At 57.1% G+C, this 17,153-nt stretch carries 13 protein-coding genes; all 13 read left to right on the forward strand.

Features of this window, described 5'->3' with window-relative positions:
- Position 1 precedes the first annotated feature (1 nt).
- The 13 genes from ABD931_RS06775 (at position 2) to ABD931_RS06835 (ending at position 17,151) form a co-directional block, all read left to right on the forward strand.
- A complete protein-coding gene (locus ABD931_RS06775; protein WP_345265267.1) occupies positions 2–1,015 on the forward strand; it encodes an efflux RND transporter periplasmic adaptor subunit in 1,014 nt (337 codons plus the stop codon).
- A gap of 59 nt (positions 1,016–1,074) precedes the next feature.
- A complete protein-coding gene (locus ABD931_RS06780) occupies positions 1,075–4,224 on the forward strand; it encodes an efflux RND transporter permease subunit (protein ID WP_345265269.1) in 3,150 nt (1,049 codons plus the stop codon).
- A gap of 248 nt (positions 4,225–4,472) precedes the next feature.
- The gene (locus ABD931_RS06785) at positions 4,473–5,336 is read left to right on the forward strand and encodes a hypothetical protein (protein ID WP_345265271.1); all 864 of its coding nucleotides are present in this window, start codon (positions 4,473–4,475) and stop codon (positions 5,334–5,336) included.
- A 62-nt stretch (positions 5,337–5,398) separates the two neighbouring features.
- Positions 5,399–5,983, forward strand: coding sequence for a Pvc16 family protein (locus tag ABD931_RS06790; RefSeq protein WP_345265273.1), 585 nt, complete (start codon positions 5,399–5,401; stop codon positions 5,981–5,983).
- Positions 5,984–6,125: 142 nt separating this feature from the next.
- Positions 6,126–7,541, forward strand: coding sequence for a phage tail sheath family protein (locus tag ABD931_RS06795; protein ID WP_345265275.1), 1,416 nt, complete (start codon positions 6,126–6,128; stop codon positions 7,539–7,541).
- Positions 7,542–7,571: 30 nt separating this feature from the next.
- A complete protein-coding gene (locus tag ABD931_RS06800) occupies positions 7,572–9,632 on the forward strand; it encodes a phage tail sheath C-terminal domain-containing protein (protein WP_345265277.1) in 2,061 nt (686 codons plus the stop codon).
- A 28-nt stretch (positions 9,633–9,660) separates the two neighbouring features.
- On the forward strand, positions 9,661–10,095 hold the full coding sequence (locus tag ABD931_RS06805) for a phage tail protein (protein WP_345265279.1): 435 nt from the start codon (positions 9,661–9,663) through the stop codon (positions 10,093–10,095).
- 10 nt (positions 10,096–10,105) lie between these two features.
- Positions 10,106–10,615: a phage tail protein gene (locus ABD931_RS06810; RefSeq protein WP_345265281.1), complete on the forward strand. Its 510-nt coding sequence runs from the start codon at positions 10,106–10,108 to the stop codon at positions 10,613–10,615.
- Between the two features lie 12 nt (positions 10,616–10,627).
- Positions 10,628–10,810 (forward strand): DUF5908 family protein, encoded by a 183-nt coding sequence (locus tag ABD931_RS06815; RefSeq protein WP_345265283.1) that lies wholly within the window; start codon positions 10,628–10,630, stop codon positions 10,808–10,810.
- An 18-nt stretch (positions 10,811–10,828) separates the two neighbouring features.
- Complete coding sequence (locus tag ABD931_RS06820) at positions 10,829–11,629, forward strand: CIS tube protein (RefSeq protein WP_345265285.1); 801 nt, start codon at positions 10,829–10,831, stop codon at positions 11,627–11,629.
- A complete protein-coding gene (vgrG, locus tag ABD931_RS06825) occupies positions 11,626–13,377 on the forward strand; it encodes a type VI secretion system tip protein VgrG (protein ID WP_345265287.1) in 1,752 nt (583 codons plus the stop codon). The genes ABD931_RS06820 and vgrG overlap by 4 nt, the downstream gene beginning before the upstream one ends.
- Positions 13,378–13,440: 63 nt before the next feature.
- Positions 13,441–13,845 (forward strand): GPW/gp25 family protein, encoded by a 405-nt coding sequence (locus ABD931_RS06830; RefSeq protein WP_345265289.1) that lies wholly within the window; start codon positions 13,441–13,443, stop codon positions 13,843–13,845.
- Positions 13,846–13,926: 81 nt separating this feature from the next.
- Complete coding sequence (locus tag ABD931_RS06835; protein ID WP_345265291.1) at positions 13,927–17,151, forward strand: baseplate J/gp47 family protein; 3,225 nt, start codon at positions 13,927–13,929, stop codon at positions 17,149–17,151.
- Positions 17,152–17,153: the final 2 nt, after the last annotated feature.

Below are 17,153 nucleotides of genomic sequence, written 5' to 3' on the forward strand. Positions count from 1 at the left end.
TATGAAATACGTTTGGATTTTAAGCGGCCTGCTGACGATGGCGGGTTGTGGTCATAAAGAAAATACGCATCCCGTGGCGGCTCCGCCCAATACCCACCCGGAGGTGACCGACCAGGGCCGGTTGATTCTGTTTCCGGACCAGCCGTCGATCCTCAACTTCTTCCAGACGGAAAGGCTCAATACACGGGCTTTGTCGGCGGATCTTAAAGCACCCGGTCATGTGGTGGCTACCGTGGTGACTTCGGGAGAGAATCGAGGGCAGCCATTGGTGCTGTTCGATAATCCGCAATTGACCGCCAATTATGCCGAACTGATCCAGCACCTGACCAACATTCGGCAGATCAGTGAGGTCAATATTAAACAAAAGGAAATTGAACTCGCCAGGGCCAAAGACCTGGCCGAGCACGGGGCCGCTACCGGCCGTGAAGTACTGGATGCCCAGACCGCTCTGGCAATGGAGAAAACCAACCTCGCCAACGAAAAAGCCCAGATGGTGCAGCACGAAACCGAACTGCAACTGGCCGGGTTTGATCCGGTAGCGGTGCGCCGGGCCAGGCCGGGGCAAGCCTGGCTCATCTGCGATGTATCCGAAAGCCAGATCAACAAGCTGCACGTAGGCCATGCCTGCACTATTCGTTTCACGGCCTACCCCGACGAAACAGTGAACGGACGTATCGATGCGTTTGGGGATGTGGTGGATAACATAACCCGGACGATCAAGCTGCGCATCAGCCTGCCGAATCCGCAGGGGAGATTCCGGGCGGGGATGTTTGCCACCGTGGCGTTTGGGGTGTCGGAGGGGCAGTTTATGTCGGTGCCGCAGACGGCCCTGGTTACCGTGCAGGGTAAAGATTATGTGTTTGTGCGCCATAATGAGCGCGAGTTCGAGCGCCGGGAGGTGATGGCCGGGCAGCAGATCAACGACCGCATTATCGTTTTCCGGGGTCTGAAAGAAGCAGAGGAGGTTGTGACCAAAGGCGCCATGCAGCTCAAGGGACTGAGTTTCGGCTATTAACCAGACATCCGGGAACCAGTACCCCTTCGTTGCTAAGCGTTTGCTTCTTCACCCTACTTATGATTCAAAACGTATTAAATACCGCACTAACCAATCGGGTAGCCATTATTATCTCGGCCCTGGTACTGATGGTGGCTGGTCTGGTTTGCTTCCGGTACCTGAAAATTGAAGCTTATCCGGATATTGCCGATACCAACGTCATCATCATCGCCCAGTACGCAGGCCGGGCGGCCGAGGAGGTTGAGCAGCAGGTTACCATCCCGCTCGAACGGGCACTCAACAACACGCCCAAAGTGATTGCCCGGCGGTCAAGGACTATTTTCGGCCTGGCTGTGGTGCAGTTGAATTTCGAAGACGGTACCAACGATTACTTCGCCCGTCAGCAGGTGATTGAGCGGCTGGCGGCCGCTGAACTGCCCGAAGGCGTAACGCCCGAACTCGGTCCGCTCACCACCGCTGTCGGTGAAATTTACCGTTACGTGGTGGAAGCCCCGGCGGAGTACTCGCCCATGCAGCTCCGCGATCTCCAGGACTGGGTAATCCGGCCGGCCCTGACGCAGGTGCCCGGCATTGCCGACGTGGTGACGTTTGGCGGCCCCGTGAAGCAGTTTCATGTGCTGACCAACCCCGAACGGCTGCGGAAGTATAGCCTCACCATCAGCGATATCATGGAGGCTGTTCAGAAAAACAACCTCAACACAGGTGGCAATATTGTCGAGCGCGGAGGGCAGGGCTTTGCCGTGCGGGGCCTGGGTGCTATTAAAGGGCAGGAAGATATTCAGAACATCGTGCTGACGACTATCAACGGGGTGCCTGTGTATGTCCGGGATGTGGCCAGTGTTGAGATTGCGCCACCGCAGCCGCAGGGTATCCTGGGGTACACCATACCGGCGGAGGGCGTGGATGTGAACTCGGGTGTGGAGGGTATTGTATCGCTGCGCCGGGGCGAAAACCCGACCGAGGTGCTGAAGGCGCTGAAAGAGCGCATTGTGGAACTGGAGCGGAACGAACTGCCTGGCGGGGTTCGGGTGAAGGTGATTTACGACCGGTCCACGCTGGTGAACTATACGCTGGAGACGGTTTCGCACACGCTGCTGGAGGGGATTTCTATTGTGGTCATCATCCTGATTCTGTTCCTAGGCGATATTCGTTCGGCGCTGGTGGTAGCGCTGACGATTCCGTTTTCGCTGCTGTTTGCGTTCATTCTGATGAAGCTGACGGGTATTCCGGCCAACCTGCTGTCGCTGGGGGCCATCGACTTCGGAATCATTGTAGACGGGGCGTGCGTCATGGCTGCGCACCTGATTCATGCCTATCGCGTGGCAGGTCCGGAGGAACGGAAGAAAGGCATTATTCCGCTTACCCGCCATGCCGCCGGCGAAGTAGGCCGGGAGGTGTTTTTTGCCGTGACCATTATCATTCTGGCCTACCTGCCGATTCTGACCATGCAGCGGGTCGAAGGCAAACTGTTTTCGCCGATGGCGCTTACCCTGGCGTTTGCGGTAATCGGCTCCATGCTGTGTGCGCTTACGATTATTCCGGTGATGATGACGCTGGTGTACCGGAAAATGGTGGAGAAGCCTGTCGCGGAGGAGGAACTGCCTAACAAGCGTAAGACGCCCTTTGGTCGCCTGCAACAGGGGTACGAGCGGCTTGTGCTGCGAACCCTGGACAGACCCCGGCTGGTGTTTATCGCCGGTATGGCGCTGGTGCTGTTCGTCATTGCCTTTGCGGTACGCATCGGCACGGAGTTTTTGCCGACGCTGGATGAGGGCTCGATTTTCATGCGCTCGTTTCTGCCGTCGGGTACCAACATCACCGAGAACCAGAAGATTGCGCCCGTCATCCGGCGTGTGGCCGCCCGGCATCCGCAGATTGAATGTCTGGTTACCCAATCCGGCCGCAATGATGATGGTACGGACCCCTTCCCGGCCAACCGCACGGAAATTCTGATGGTGCTCAAACCGTACGACGGCTGGGTACACGACACCACCAAACACCAATTGCTGCTCAAGATTAAAAGTGAACTGGAGCAGCAACTGCCCGGGGCCAGCCTGTCGTTCGGGCAGCCGATCATCGACCAGGTGACCGAAATTGTAACCGGCTCAGCATCCGACCTGGCCGTTAACCTAACCGGCTACGACCTGACGCTGCTTCGGGAGAAAGCCAATCAGGTGCTAAAAATCGTGAAGAGTATTCCGGGGGCTTCCGAAACCGGTATTGAGCAGGAGGGACCGCAGGCGCAGTTGAGCATCAACATCAACCGGCAGCAGGTGGCTCGTTACGGCATCAACGTGGCAGCGATTCAGACTATGATTGAGGCCGCTATTGGGGGTAAGGTCATCAGCACCCTGTACGACGGCCCCCGACGGTACGATATTGTGGTGCGCTACCTGCCCGAAAGCCGCAACAACATCGACGTGATCCGCAACCTGCAGGTGCCCGCACCCAGCGGCTCCCTGATTCCCATGAGCCAGCTGGCCGATGTGCAACTGGTAGATGGGCAGACCAATATTTACCGGCTCGACGGCAAACGCATGGTGACAGTACGCACCAACATCCGGGGCCGCGACCAGGGGAGTTTTGTGGCCGAAGCCCAACGGAGGATACGAAAAGCCATTCAACTGCCGCATGGGTACGGCCTCGATTATGGCGGGCAGTTCGAAAACCTGGAGCGGGCCGGTAAGCAGTTGACCGTAGCCATTCCGCTGACGGTGGTGATTGTGCTGTCGGTATTGTTCCTGCTGTTCCGATCGGTGCCCTACGCGCTGATGACCATTGTCTGCGTGTTCTTTGCACTGGCGGGTGGTATTGCGGCCCTGCTGCTGCGGGGTTTTAACTTCAACGTGTCGGCCGGGGTAGGTTTTGTGTCGCTGTTCGGCCTATCGGTCATGGCGGGAGTGTTGCTTATTTCGGCCATTAACCGGGAGCGGGAGGTGGGCGGGCTGCCGCTGAAGATGCTGGTGGCGCGGGCGTCGGGCGAGCAGTTACGGTCCATGATGATGATGCTGATCGTTGCCATCATCGGCCTGATTCCGGCCGCCACCTCCTCAGGTATTGGCTCCGACGTGCAGCGACCACTGGCAACTGTTATTATTGGTGGTCTGACCTCTACGCTGCTGTTTACCCCAATTCTGCTGCCGGTCTTGTATTACTGGATGGAGCGAAAGCGGAAGAAAAGGGTAGTTTCGGAGTCCATTGAGGGATAATGTACCGGCCCCCGGCTGCTCCTGAATGCACCCGCCGGTTACCTGACGCGAGTCGAAGGCGGGTAGTAACATGTAGTAAGGCGTTAATTTCCTAGCCGTTTAATAAAAAGCGTTGATTATTTTTCTGTTTACCAAATAGATTTTCCTATTTACCTCATAAGAAATAAAGCCTGCTGTTAGTATACCAGTTCCAGATGTTTTAGTACGCCAAAACGTATAAAGAGACTACAAATTAAAGCCGCCTTGCCATGAAGATCGTCAGCTTTTCGTTGGAACAGGGAAATAAGTACTTTGGGAACATTGGCGGTACTCGTTTTTTTATTGGTGCCCGTGTGCCTTTTGAGGGCGGTAAGGGCCTGATGAACGTCAGTGGCAATGCAGCGCAGAAATTTAACCGGGCCGATTTCCGGGAAACCTATGGCTTCTGGTCCGATTTTATCCATCCGACGGCAATGGCCGAGGGTGGGCTCTACCACACCCTGAACACTTACGACCGGGCCAGGTTTACCTTTTCGTTTCTCCAGTATGCAGCTCACGTGCCCAACGGGGATTTTGTGGCGTATTTCCGGGCGTTACTAAAACTCCCCCTGGCGGCAGAATACTTCTCTGATTTGCGCCTTGAGAACGACCGCATTGTCCGGATTACGGATGAGGGGCCTATCGTGCTCGAATCGGATACGTCGACCGACGGGCTTCTGGATTACCTGAATCCGAGCCTGCGGGAAATTGAAGATACCGAAATTATTCAGGCGGCTAAGCTAATTCACTGGGCGCAGCATGACCCGGCTCACCGGCAGGCTCAGGTCGACGTGGGTATCCGCCACTTCCGGGCCAAAATGGTCGAATACGCTGCACGGTACGGCCTGGATGGAAAACCCGATACGGTTTGCCTGGCCATTGCCGACATCCGGCATCAGGGCCGGGCCAAAAGCATCACCATTCTGGCTGCGCTGCAAAGTCCTGATCCTCTGAAAGCATTACTCGATATCGGAGAACCTAAATACCATGAACGGCTGGTGGTTATCCGACGGGAAATAAACCGGTTGCTGGCCGAAGGTACGCTGGGCCGGAAGAAATACAGCGTTGCGAATCAGGATTTTGTGGATGTATAAACCGGTGAGTGGCCGGAGTACCGAAGGAGTAAAGATACCAAACCTGTTTACCCTTAACCCCGATGTTAAGACAGGCGCTTGAAGGAATCCGTACGGAACTGAATGCCTACCTGGCAACCACCATCACCAACGGCGACAATGGTCCGATTGTCCGGCTGATGAATATTGCCGGCATGGACCAGAACGGCACACAAGCCATCACGGATACCGTACTCATGTCGCTGGTCAACATTGAGGAGGAAACCACCCTGAAGAACGGAGCCACTTACAAGCAGCCGGATGCGCTGACAACGGTGCGGGTAAATCCGGTGCTGTACCTGAACTTCTTTGTGCTGTTTGCCATTAACGCCACCAACGAAACCAACTACCTGAACGCGCTGCTGCTGCTGTCGAGGGTCATTACCTTTTTTCAGCGTAAATACGTTTTCACCCGCGACAACACCCCGGCGCTGGATTCCGGCATTGAAAAGCTGATTGCCGAACTGTACTCGCCCAATTTTGAGCAACTGAATCACCTCTGGGCCATGCTGGGGGGGAAGTATATGCCTTCCGCTTTATACCGGGTGCGTATGCTGATGATCGACGACTCGCAGGCCGAACCAAGTTCACGCATTGAAACGATTGAAATCGGCAGCAAACGACTATGATTCGGTTGCAGGCCGCCCGCTTACACCGGCTGTCGGGGCTAACCTGCAGACCAAATGAACCATAACCGGTACCTGGGCGTAGGTCGGCTACGCTCAACAGGCCTTGATTTATCGTAGAAGTGGTCTAAACTCTTTATCGCAGATGGAAGATTTTAAAACTCCGGGTGTGTACGTGAGGGAGGTGCCTACGTTTCCTCCGTCGGTTGCTCAGGTTGAAACGGCCATACCGGCTTTTGTCGGGTATACCGAGACGATAACGTACGAAGGCGGGACGTTGCAGAACAAACCCGTGCGGATCACGTCCCTGTCGGAGTACCAGCAGATCTTCGGCAACGCGTATCCGGTGCCCATCGGTGCGCTGACGCTCGACGCCCAGGGGAAAATAACGGCGGGATTAAATGACCTCAATACCCTGCTGCGTTTCCGGATGTTCCAGAGTCTGCAGCTGTATTTTGCCAATGGCGGAGGAGCCTGCTATATCGTGGCGGTTAACAACTATCTCTCGGCTCCCAACACGCCACGTCCGGTCAGTTCGGCTGAACTTATTGCCGGTATCAATGCCCTCACCACCGAAGATGAGCCTACGCTGCTGGTCATTCCCGACGCCGTCGGCGTAACAGATGCGGCCCAGTATCACGCCATCCTGACCGCAGCCCTACAGCAGTGCGCTGACCTGAAAGACCGCTTTCTGATTGCTGATATGCAGACCGCCGGCCAGACGACCCTGGCGGCTGTGGTCAGTACCTTCCGGGACAATATCGGTACCAACAACCTGACCTACGGTGCCGTGTACCATCCCTACCTGCGAACAATTCTCAATGTTGACTACGACGAAGCGGTTATTACCATAAACCAGGCGGGCAGTGATGTGAACGGCTTTAAACTCAGTGAACTAAAAGCCGGTAAGGTAGTCGGCGGTAAAACCCTGACCAATACCACGCTCTATGAGGCTATCAAAAAAGAGATCAGCAAACAAACAGTTATACTACCGCCCAGTAGTGCTATCGCCGGCGTATATGCCAGTGTCGACCGTACCCGTGGGGTCTGGAAGGCACCAGCCAACGTCAGCCTCAACTTCGTCCGGGAACTGGTGACCAAAATAGACGATCAGACCCAGCAGGGCCTGAACGTGCATCCGACCGGTAAGTCGGTGAATGCGCTGCGGTTTTTTGAGGGAAAAGGTAATCTGGTGTGGGGTGCCCGGACGCTGGCCGGCAACGACTACGAGTGGCGGTATATCTCCGTCCGGCGTTTTTTCATCATGGTCGAAGAGTCGGTTAAGAAGGCGACGGAGCCGTTTGTATTCGAGCCCAACGATGCCAACACCTGGGTGAAGGTAAAAGGGCTGATCGAGAACTTTCTGTTTTTGCAGTGGCGGGCGGGAGCCCTGGCCGGTAAGAAGCCCGAACAGGCCTTTTACGTACACATAGGCCTGGGTCAAACCATGACCGCGCTGGATATTCTCGAAGGTCGGATGATCGTCGAAATCGGCATGGCGGCTGTTCGGCCGGCTGAGTTCATCATTCTCCGGTTCTCCCACAAAATGCAGGAATCCTGATTGTCTTTTCCGCCTAATCCTTAACCCAATATGGCGACATCCTATAGTACTCCCGGTGTATTTGTTGAAGAGCGTACCTTGTTTCCGCCCTCGGTGGCTGCGGTAGCGACGGCAGTACCTGCCTTTATCGGCTACACGGCCCGCGCCCTGGACGATGCCGATAATAAACCGCTGGGTCTGGTACCTACGCGGATTTCGTCGCTGCTCGAATACGAACTGTATTTCGGGGGCGATTTCCCGCCGACAGCCTACGAGGTCGTCGTAAGCGGCACCAGCATCACCGGCATTACTCCAAAATCCGGCACCAACAACCGGCGATATTACCTGTACAAAGCCGTCCGGCATTATTTCGACAACGGGGGCGGCCCCTGCTATATCGTGTCGGCCGGCGTATTTCCAGCCCCAGTGAAACTCGGTGACCTCACCAACGACCGGCAGTTGCTAGCCGGACTGGATGTAATCAGGAGCGTAGACGAACCAACCCTGCTCCTGTTTCCGGACGCCGTTGAACTGCCGGTCGCCGAACTGGGCAGTCTCCAGGTCGAAGCCCTGCGGCAGTGCGAGACGCTGAAAGACCGCTTTGTGGTGATGGACATCCGGGAGGGGTATCGGAAAGCTGCCGTCGGTAATGATCCGGTGGCGACGTTTCGCGACAATCTGGGCACCGAAAACCTGAAATACGGAGCCGCCTATTATCCCTGGCTGTATTCCACCTACGCCCCTGAACTGTCGTTTGGCCTGCTGGCGCTGAAAAAGCCGGACCCCGGTAACCCGAATGCCCTCATTAACCTGACACAGGGTGATCAGGATGCGCTCAGCACCAATGCCGCCGAACTGGCTCTGCACCAGCGCGTAACCCAAACGGCTACCGATGCAACCACGTTTTTTAATGCGCTGGCGGCTGCTACCGCTCCGGCGCTGACACCGGCCACCGTCAGTCCGCTGAAAGCGCAGTTTGACCGCCTGACGGCGACGTTTCTCAACGCAACACCCAACAGCAGCCGTGAGCAGTTTGCGGCCATCCTGACGTTTGTGCGTACGCTGGCCCTGTCGTTGCAGACACTGGACGCAGCCACCCTCGATGCCGCGCTGCGGGCTTCGCTGAATGCGCTGAAAACCGACGCAACACTGATCGGGAGCATTACCAGTCTGATTGCGGTTGAAAAGAATGCCGGCGTTCTGTCTGATCTGATGCCGTCGGGCCGGAATGCCGCAGCCGTTGATACCGATTATGCCGCCCTGAACAATACCGTATGGGTCGGTAATGTAGCCGTTAATACGCTAACGGCCGATACCACCATCAGTGTGGGAGCCAACGGCGCCACTTCCATCAAAACAAAAGGGGCCAATGTGCTGTCGGCGGACCTGTTTGCCAACGCGGTCCAGCGGATCATCAGTGCCGTCGATAACCTGTACCAGTCGGCCCAGTTGAGCCGGCGTTCGGCTGAGCAGCAGTTGTTTGGGCAGCACTCCTGGTTCAGGGGACTGGCTACCCGCTTCAAACGCGACCTGGCGCTGGTGCCGCCTTCGGGGGCCGTTGTGGGGGTATACGCCGGCGTCGACCGCACGCGGGGCGTCTGGAAAGCACCGGCCAACGTCAGCCTGAACGCGGTGGTTGGACCGGCGGTCCGGATCGAAGACCGGGAACAGGGCGACCTGAACGTTCACGGCACCGGCAAATCGGTGAACGTGATCCGGGCGTTTACCGGCAAAGGTATTCTAATCTGGGGTGCCCGGACCCTGGCCGGCAATGACAATGAGTGGCGCTACGTGCCGGTCCGGCGGTTCTTCACCTTCGCCGAAGAATCCATCAAAAAAGCGACCGAACCCTTTGTTTTTGAGCCCAACGACGCCAATACCTGGGTGCGGGTAAAGGCCATGATCGAAAATTTTCTGACGCTTCAGTGGCGGGCCGGCGCGCTGGCCGGTGCCCGGCCCGAACAGGCGTTTTACGTGAAGGTGGGTCTGAACGAAACCATGACCGCGCTGGATGTGCTGGAAGGCCGGATGATCGTCGAGATCGGAATGGCCGCCGTACGTCCGGCCGAGTTCATTGTCCTCCGGTTCTCCCACAAAATGCAGGAATCATAAATCAGGTATCTTCTAAATTCCTTTCCCTATGGCAGATTATCCACTACCCAAGTTTCATTTTCGCGTGGACTGGGACGGCATCGCAAACGCCGGCTTTACGGAGGTGACAGGCCTTGAAGTAACTACGGAGAAGATCGAGTACCGCGACGGTGTCAGCCCGGAATACTCGAAGATCAAAATGCCGGGTATGCAGACCTTCGGCGACATTACGCTCAAGCGGGGGGTATTCAAAGGCAATAACGAGTTCTACGACTGGTGGAATACCGTTGCGCTGAACACCATTACCCGCCGGAACGTGACCATCAGCCTGCTCAACGAATCCCACGTGCCGGTGGTCGTCTGGAAGGTCAAGAACGCCTGGGCGCTGAAAGTGACCTCGTCGGACCTGAACGCCGGCAGCAACGAGGTGGCCGTGGAAACGCTGGTGCTGGCGCACGAAGGGGTAACCATCGAACACACCTGATCGGAATCGTATGGATCTGAGCTATCCGCATGTCGGGTTTCATTTCTCGGTCATCTTCGAACTGTTCCCCCAGTTTCCCAACGACATCCGGTTTCAGGAGGTGTCGGGGCTGTCGGCGGAGGTCGAGATGGAATCCTACAACGAAGGGGGCGAAAACCGGCTGGTGCATCAGCTGCCCGTGCGTACCAAATACAGCGACCTGACGCTCAAGCGGGGTAAGTTTCTGGGGTCAGGTATCCTGCACTGGTGCCGGAAAGCCATGGAACACCAGGAGTACTCGCCGACGAACCTGATGATTTCGCTGCTGGATGAAAACCACCTGCCGGTATACAACTGGTACGTCGTTCATGCGCTGCCCAAGCGACTGGACATCAGCGCGTTTAACGCCGAGCGGAACGAGCTTGTGGTCGAAACGATGGTGCTGCAATACCATTATTTCAAATACTATGACCCGGCCAGTGTGGCGCTGGATCTGGCCGGCAGCCTGACGGCTTCGGTAAACGTGAATATCGGTTTTTAAACGACCTCAGCCATGCCGATCGAAATACGGGAACTTGTTATCCGCGCCAGGGTGGAGGAGACCGAAACCGCCGGCCAGGCCGGTACGGAAAGCAGCCGCCGGGGCAATACCCTGACCCTGGCCGACCGCGAAGCCATTATTGCGGCCTGCGTGGAACAGGTGATGCAGATGCTCGAAGACAAAAAAGAACGGTAAAAAACCAGTACGTCTGTTATGATTCTGGATACGTTACTGGCTAAAGGAAGTCTGACGAAGATGACGATCACGGCTTTGGAAGCCGATCCGGCTCCCGATAGCCCGCCGATTAGGTCGGCTAGTCCGAACGATACATTTTCGGTGCTGGTCAACCCCAACAGCTACCGGATCAATTACGCCCTGAATTACAACCGGCAGCAACCACAGGGAGCCAGCAGTACCCCGGCCCAGTACGCAAGTTCGGAGCCGATCAGTATTGATTTCGAACTTCTGTTCGACGGTACCGGCGTTATCCCGAAGATCCCTTCGGGAAATCCGCTGGAGGGTGTTCCGGGGGTCGGAGCGGTCGCCGGCGCCATTGCCGGCCTGCTGGGTGGGGAGGAGGAGGCCTACGACGTGACCAAACAGATTCTGAAGTTTAACAACATTGTTTACACCTACCAGGGCGACCAGCATCAGCCCCGGAAGGTGCAGATCTGCTGGGGCAAGCTGGTCTTTTTCGGGGTTCTCAAAAGCCTGAGCTACCAGTTTAAACTGTTTAAATCAGACGGCACTCCCCTGCGGGCCGTGGCAAATGCCAGCTTTGAAAACCATCGCAATGACTTTCTGCGCGAAGCGGTGCAGCAAACGTCCTCGCCCGACCTGACCCACCGCCGGACGGTGCAGGAAGGTGATACGCTGCCGCTGATGTGCCACCGCATTTACGGCGATTCGTCGCTGTACCTGCAGGTGGCGAAGGTCAATAAACTGCTTAACTTCCGGGCGCTGACCGTCGGGCAGGAATTGCTGTTTCCACCTATTAACCCACTTAAGCAATGACCGCATCGCGACTGCTACCCATCGACCGGAATACCGACCTTGTCACGTTCACCATCCGCGTAAACGGCGAAGCCGTCTCGCGCACGGTCGGGGTGCTGTCTATTGTGGTTAGTAAAGAAATTAACCGCATCCCAACCGCCCGGCTGACTCTGGCCGACGGCGATGCCGCCCAGAGTGATTTTGCCCTCAGCAACCAGGAGACCTTCGTGCCGGGCAACGCCATTGAAATTATGGCGGGGTATCATTCCAAAGAAGAACTGATTTTCAGGGGCGTAATTATCCGGCACGGCATCAAGATCCGGAATACCTACTCGCAACTGCTGGTGGAGTGTAAAGACGTAGCATTTCGCATGACCATCGGCGAAAAGAGTCGGCTGTTCGCCGAATCGACGGACAGTGCGGCCCTCGAAACCATCCTGGCCGATTATCCGGATCTCAGCGCGACCATTGAAGAGACGGTCGTTGAGCATCAGGAACTGGTGCAGTACCAATGCTCCGACTGGGATTTTATGATTAGCCGGGCCGACGCCAACGGCCTGGTGTGCGTGGTGAGCGACGGTACGCTGGCGGTGACTAAACCCTCGGTAAGTGAGGATGCGGTGGCTACCACGCTCTTTGGCGCTACCATTCTGGAGTTCGATGCGGAGATTGATGCGCGGATACAGGATAAACAGGTGAAAACTCTGGCCTGGGATGCCGCCAGCCAGGAACTGACCGAGGCCACGGCCGCCGAGCCCGACTGGACCGAAACCGGTAATCTCAGCAGCAGCCAACTGGCCGACGTGACCGGTCTGGCGTCGCACGATTACTACCACACGGGGCAACTTGCTCCCGACGAACTGCAAAGTTGGGCCGACGCCCGGCTGCTGCGCGACCGCATGGCCCAGGCGCGGGGCCGGGTCAAGTTTCAGGGTATGGCCGCCGTTCTGCCGGGTACCGTACTGGAACTGGCCGGCGTGGGTGACCGGCTGAACGGCAAGGTGTATGTGTCGGGAGTCCGGCATGAGTTGTCGGGCGGCACCTGGGTATGCGATGCGCAGTTCGGCATGGATCCCGACTGGCACACCCGCCAGGTCGATACCGCCCGGCCGCCGGCTGAGGGGTTGCTGCCGCCCATTCGGGGGCTGCATATCGGCACTGTGTCGCACCTGGAAGGCGACCCGGCGGGCGAAAACCGGATTCAGGTCAAATTTCCGACCATCAGCACCACCGGCGAAGGGCTCTGGGCGCGGGTGGCTACCCTGGATGCCGGCAACGAACGCGGCACATTTTTCCTGCCCGAAATCGGCGATGAGGTCGTGGTGGGGTTCCTCAACAACGATCCCCGCTTTCCGGTCGTGCTGGGGATGCTCAACAGCAGCCGTAAGCCCCCGCCGGTAACTGCCGCCGATGAAAATCCCGAAAAGGCGTATGTCTCCCGGGAAAAGCTGGCGTTGCGGTTCAATGACGAAAAGAAGGTGATCACGCTCGAAACGCCGGGGGGGCGAAAAGTCGTTCTCGACGATAATAAAAAGAAGATCAGCCTGACCGACAAATCGGGGAACACCATTAGCCTGTCGGGAAGTGGTATTGTCATCGAAAGCGCGGGCGAACTGACCATCAAGGCTAAAAAAGCAATAAAAGTCGAGGGCACAATGGATGTAAGCCTGAAGGCCGGGACAAATTTCAAAGCGGAAGGCACGGCCGGAGCCGAACTATCTACCAGTGCGATAGCGGTGCTGAAAGGCTCGCTGGTGCAGATAAACTGATCCCGGCGGGGGCAGGGTGGTCAGTTGTTTCAGGGTTTTAGTGAGGCTAAACAAAAACAGGATATGGCAGAATCATTTCTCGGGAAAGGCTGGAGTTTCCCCCCTGCGTTCGACAACCGGGCTAAAGGAGTCTTGATGACCGAAGGCGAAGCCGATATTCGGGGCAGTCTGGAAATCCTGCTCGGTACCCGCATCGGCGAGCGCATCATGCGCCCCGGCTACGGCATGAGCCTGGACCGGCTGATGTTTGAAGGCATTGATACGTCGCTGGTGGCGACGCTCGAAAAAGACCTGGAGTTTGCCATTGCGCTTTACGAGCCCCGGATCAGGCTCACCGAACTGGCTGTGCTGAAAGACCGGCAGGAGGAGGGACGGCTGCTGATCGTGGTAGAATACCTGGTGCGCAGCACCAATGCCCGCAACAACCTGGTCTATCCCTTCTACATCAACGAGGGCACCGAAACCTGATGCAATAACAACCATAACCACCCACTCATAACCGCGCCCCCAACCCCGTCATAATTTTTAATTCTTAACTTATAACGTCCCTTGCTCACTCAGGATTTCAGACCGAACGAGTTTCTGCGAACCGATGGCATCAACCAACTGCAACGGATGCTGCCTTCGCTGGACCCGGCGTATGCCAGGGTCGATGAGCGTACTTTGTCCGACTTCCTGACGTATGCGTTTCAACTGGCTAAAGAGATCCGGTACTACAACGGCCTGGACGTGGCCGAAGGGGACTGGACGCCCTTTTTTGATCTCTTTCTGCTCGATGCCGCTACCGGGCAGATGGCCGGTACTACGCAGATAGAGCACTATCTGGACGGTCGCGCCAGCCTGCCTCCGCATATGGTGCTGTTTCTGGCCTTTCTGAAGCTGTACGAACACGCCCAGCAAGACCTGAACAGCCTTACCCAGAAGCATTTAGATTATTACTACCGTGCCATCCTAGACATCAAGGCCAAACCTGCTGTACCCGACAGAGCCCATGTGGTGTTTGAGCCAGCCCGCAACCAAACCCGTTTCCGGCTACCCGAAGGGACCCTGCTTGACGCGGGTAAGGACAAAGACGGCAAACCCATCCGGTTCAGCACCACTCGCGAAATAGTCGTCAATCAGGCCAAAGTAGCCGCGATTAAGTCGCTGTTTATTGAGGAGACAGCTACGGAAGGCACTCTTTTTCAGGTAGCGCCGGTGGCCGATACAGTCGACGGGCAGGGTAAACCTTTTGAGGGACCGGCTTCCTGGCGACCGTTTGGAACTGCGCAACTGAACCGCGCCGGCAGTGAGCAGACGATGATCCGGGCCAACATCGGATTCGCACTGTCGACGCCCATGCTGCTGCTCAGCGAAGGAAACCGTCGCCTGACACTGACCATGCCGTTGAGTAATCCGGGACTATCGGCTATGCTGCTGCCCAATGCGTTCCGGTTTTACCTGTCGGGCGCAAAAGGCTGGATTGAGCCGGACGCCGTCGACGATATCAGCCTGCAGGTAATCGACCAACAGGCATCCCTGCAGATAGCCTTCACGCTATCGCCTGCATTGCCCGCCGTGGTGGCCTACGACGACAGTGTACTGGCCGCCGGTTTCAGTACGCCCTATCCCGTGCTGAAACTGGTTATGAATCAATCGTTCAGCCAGTACGAAACCCTGAAATCGCTTCGCATGCAGTCGGTTACAATGCAGGTAGCCGTAACCGGTGTCCGGAAACTGCTTGTGCAGAACGACGAGTCGCTCGTTGACCCGGCTAAGCCGTTTGCTCCGTTCGGATCGCAGCCCGGCATTGGGGCCAACTGTTACATTGGGTCGGAGGAGATATTTACCAAACGGCTCACGTCGCTACAACTGCATATCAACTGGCATAAGTTACCGCCTGACCTCACCGGCTATTACGAAGGCTATTTTCCGCGTTTCAGCAACCAGGTGACACCCGGCAGCTTTGATGCGGTGCTGTATTTTCTGATGGATGGGCAGTGGCAGTTTCTGGCGAAGAACCGGCTGTTTACCGGTCCCGGCAATCAGGAGGGTACCTTTGTGGCCAACAATGATCCTTTCCGGAACTTCGGTCAGCACCGGGTTACCCTCGATGAACCCCTGGAACAGTTCGATACGGGCGTGCGCAACGGCTTTGTCCGGCTCGAACTGACCTCCCCCCGCTACGACGAATATGGATTCGACGCGTTCGGACACACCATCTTTCCGATTATCTACGCCCGGAAAGCCATTGCTCTGAGCAAAGCGCTGCCGACCGATCCACCCGTAGTGCTGCCCAATCCGCCCTATACACCCCAGATCCGGTCGCTGACGGTCGACTACACGGCCGAAGAGACCTTTATCCCCCATGCCGATAACCTGGACAGTCGGTTCTGGTACATCGAACCGTTTGGCTACCGGTCATTGCTGCCTTCGGAGCCGGTTATGCTGCTGCCTCCCGTCGACGGCGCGGCCTTCTGCTTTCTGGGCCTGACAGATTTTACGGCACCGGGTACCATTAGCCTGCTGCTCCAAACCGAAGACGGTACCGCTATAGCCCAAACACCCGACGATCTGCTCCGCAGCCGGGACCTGACCTGGGGGTACCTGGCCGGTGACCGCTGGATCGATCTTGATCAGCCGGCTGTGCTGGCCGAAAGTACCGAAGGGTTCCAGAAGGCCGGCATTGTCATGCTGGACGTCGGACGCGATGCTACGCAGCAGCACACGCTCATGCCCGCTGGCCTGCACTGGATTCGGGCCAGGGTAGCATCGGCCCGTAAGGCCAACGGCGCCAGTAACCTTCAGTCGGTGCGGGCGCAGGCGGTGGAGGCCGTATTTACCCCCGCCGATGCAGCACAGGTAGTCACCGGTGTCGCGGCCGGTACCATCAAAAAGCTGGTGACACCCCTGACGGCCATCCGCCGGGTTGACCAGCCCTTTGCCTCGTATGGCGGGCAGGCTACCGAAGACGATACGGCCTACTATACCCGCGTGGCCGAACGGCTGCGGCACAAAAACCGGCTGTCGGGGTCGTGGGATTATGAGCACCGGGTGTTGCAGGCATTTCCGGAACTGTTTAAAGTACGCTGCATGGCTCACCGCCGGCCGGGACAGGTGCAATTGATCGTCATTCCCAATCTGCGCAACAAAAACGCTGGAAATCCGCTCGAACCCCGGTGCAGTACCATTCTGCTCCGCAGCATCGAGGACTTCGTCCGGCCGTATACCTCCGCTTTCGCCACCGTAACGGTCCGTAACCCCGACTACGAACAGATCCTGCTCGACTTCAGCGTAGCCTTTCGGGTCGGAAAAGATGCCGGGTACTATGCCGGGGTCCTGAACGAAGCGATCAAGCGGTTTCTGTCGCCCTGGGCGTACGAAGAAGGGCGCGATATACCGTTTGGCGGCAGGGTTTACAAATCAGACCTGCTGGCGTTTGTGGAAGGGCGGGACTACGTGGATTTTGTGACGGATTTTACCATGTATCACCTCTACCAGGGACCGCGGAGGGGAGGAGTTGGTAGTATGGTGATTGGAAAAGACTTTTTCATCAGGCAGGCCGTGCCGGCTACTATCGGCAGTCAGGCCGGCGGCACCATCGGGGCTGATTTTGTGATCGGTGAGCCGGTCGACAGTACCAGCCTGTCGCCCGACGGAGTCGCTATTCTGGTGTCGGCCGGGCAGCACCGCATTACCCCCCTGACGGCGGGCGAGCCGACGAGCGACGGCATCGACCTGCTGAGTGGCATTGGCTATATGGTCATTGGCCTGGATTTCGACGTAACGGTTTAAAC

Source organism: Nibrella viscosa, assembly GCF_039541875.1.
Taxonomy (GTDB): Bacteria; Bacteroidota; Bacteroidia; order Cytophagales; family Spirosomataceae; genus Nibrella; species Nibrella viscosa.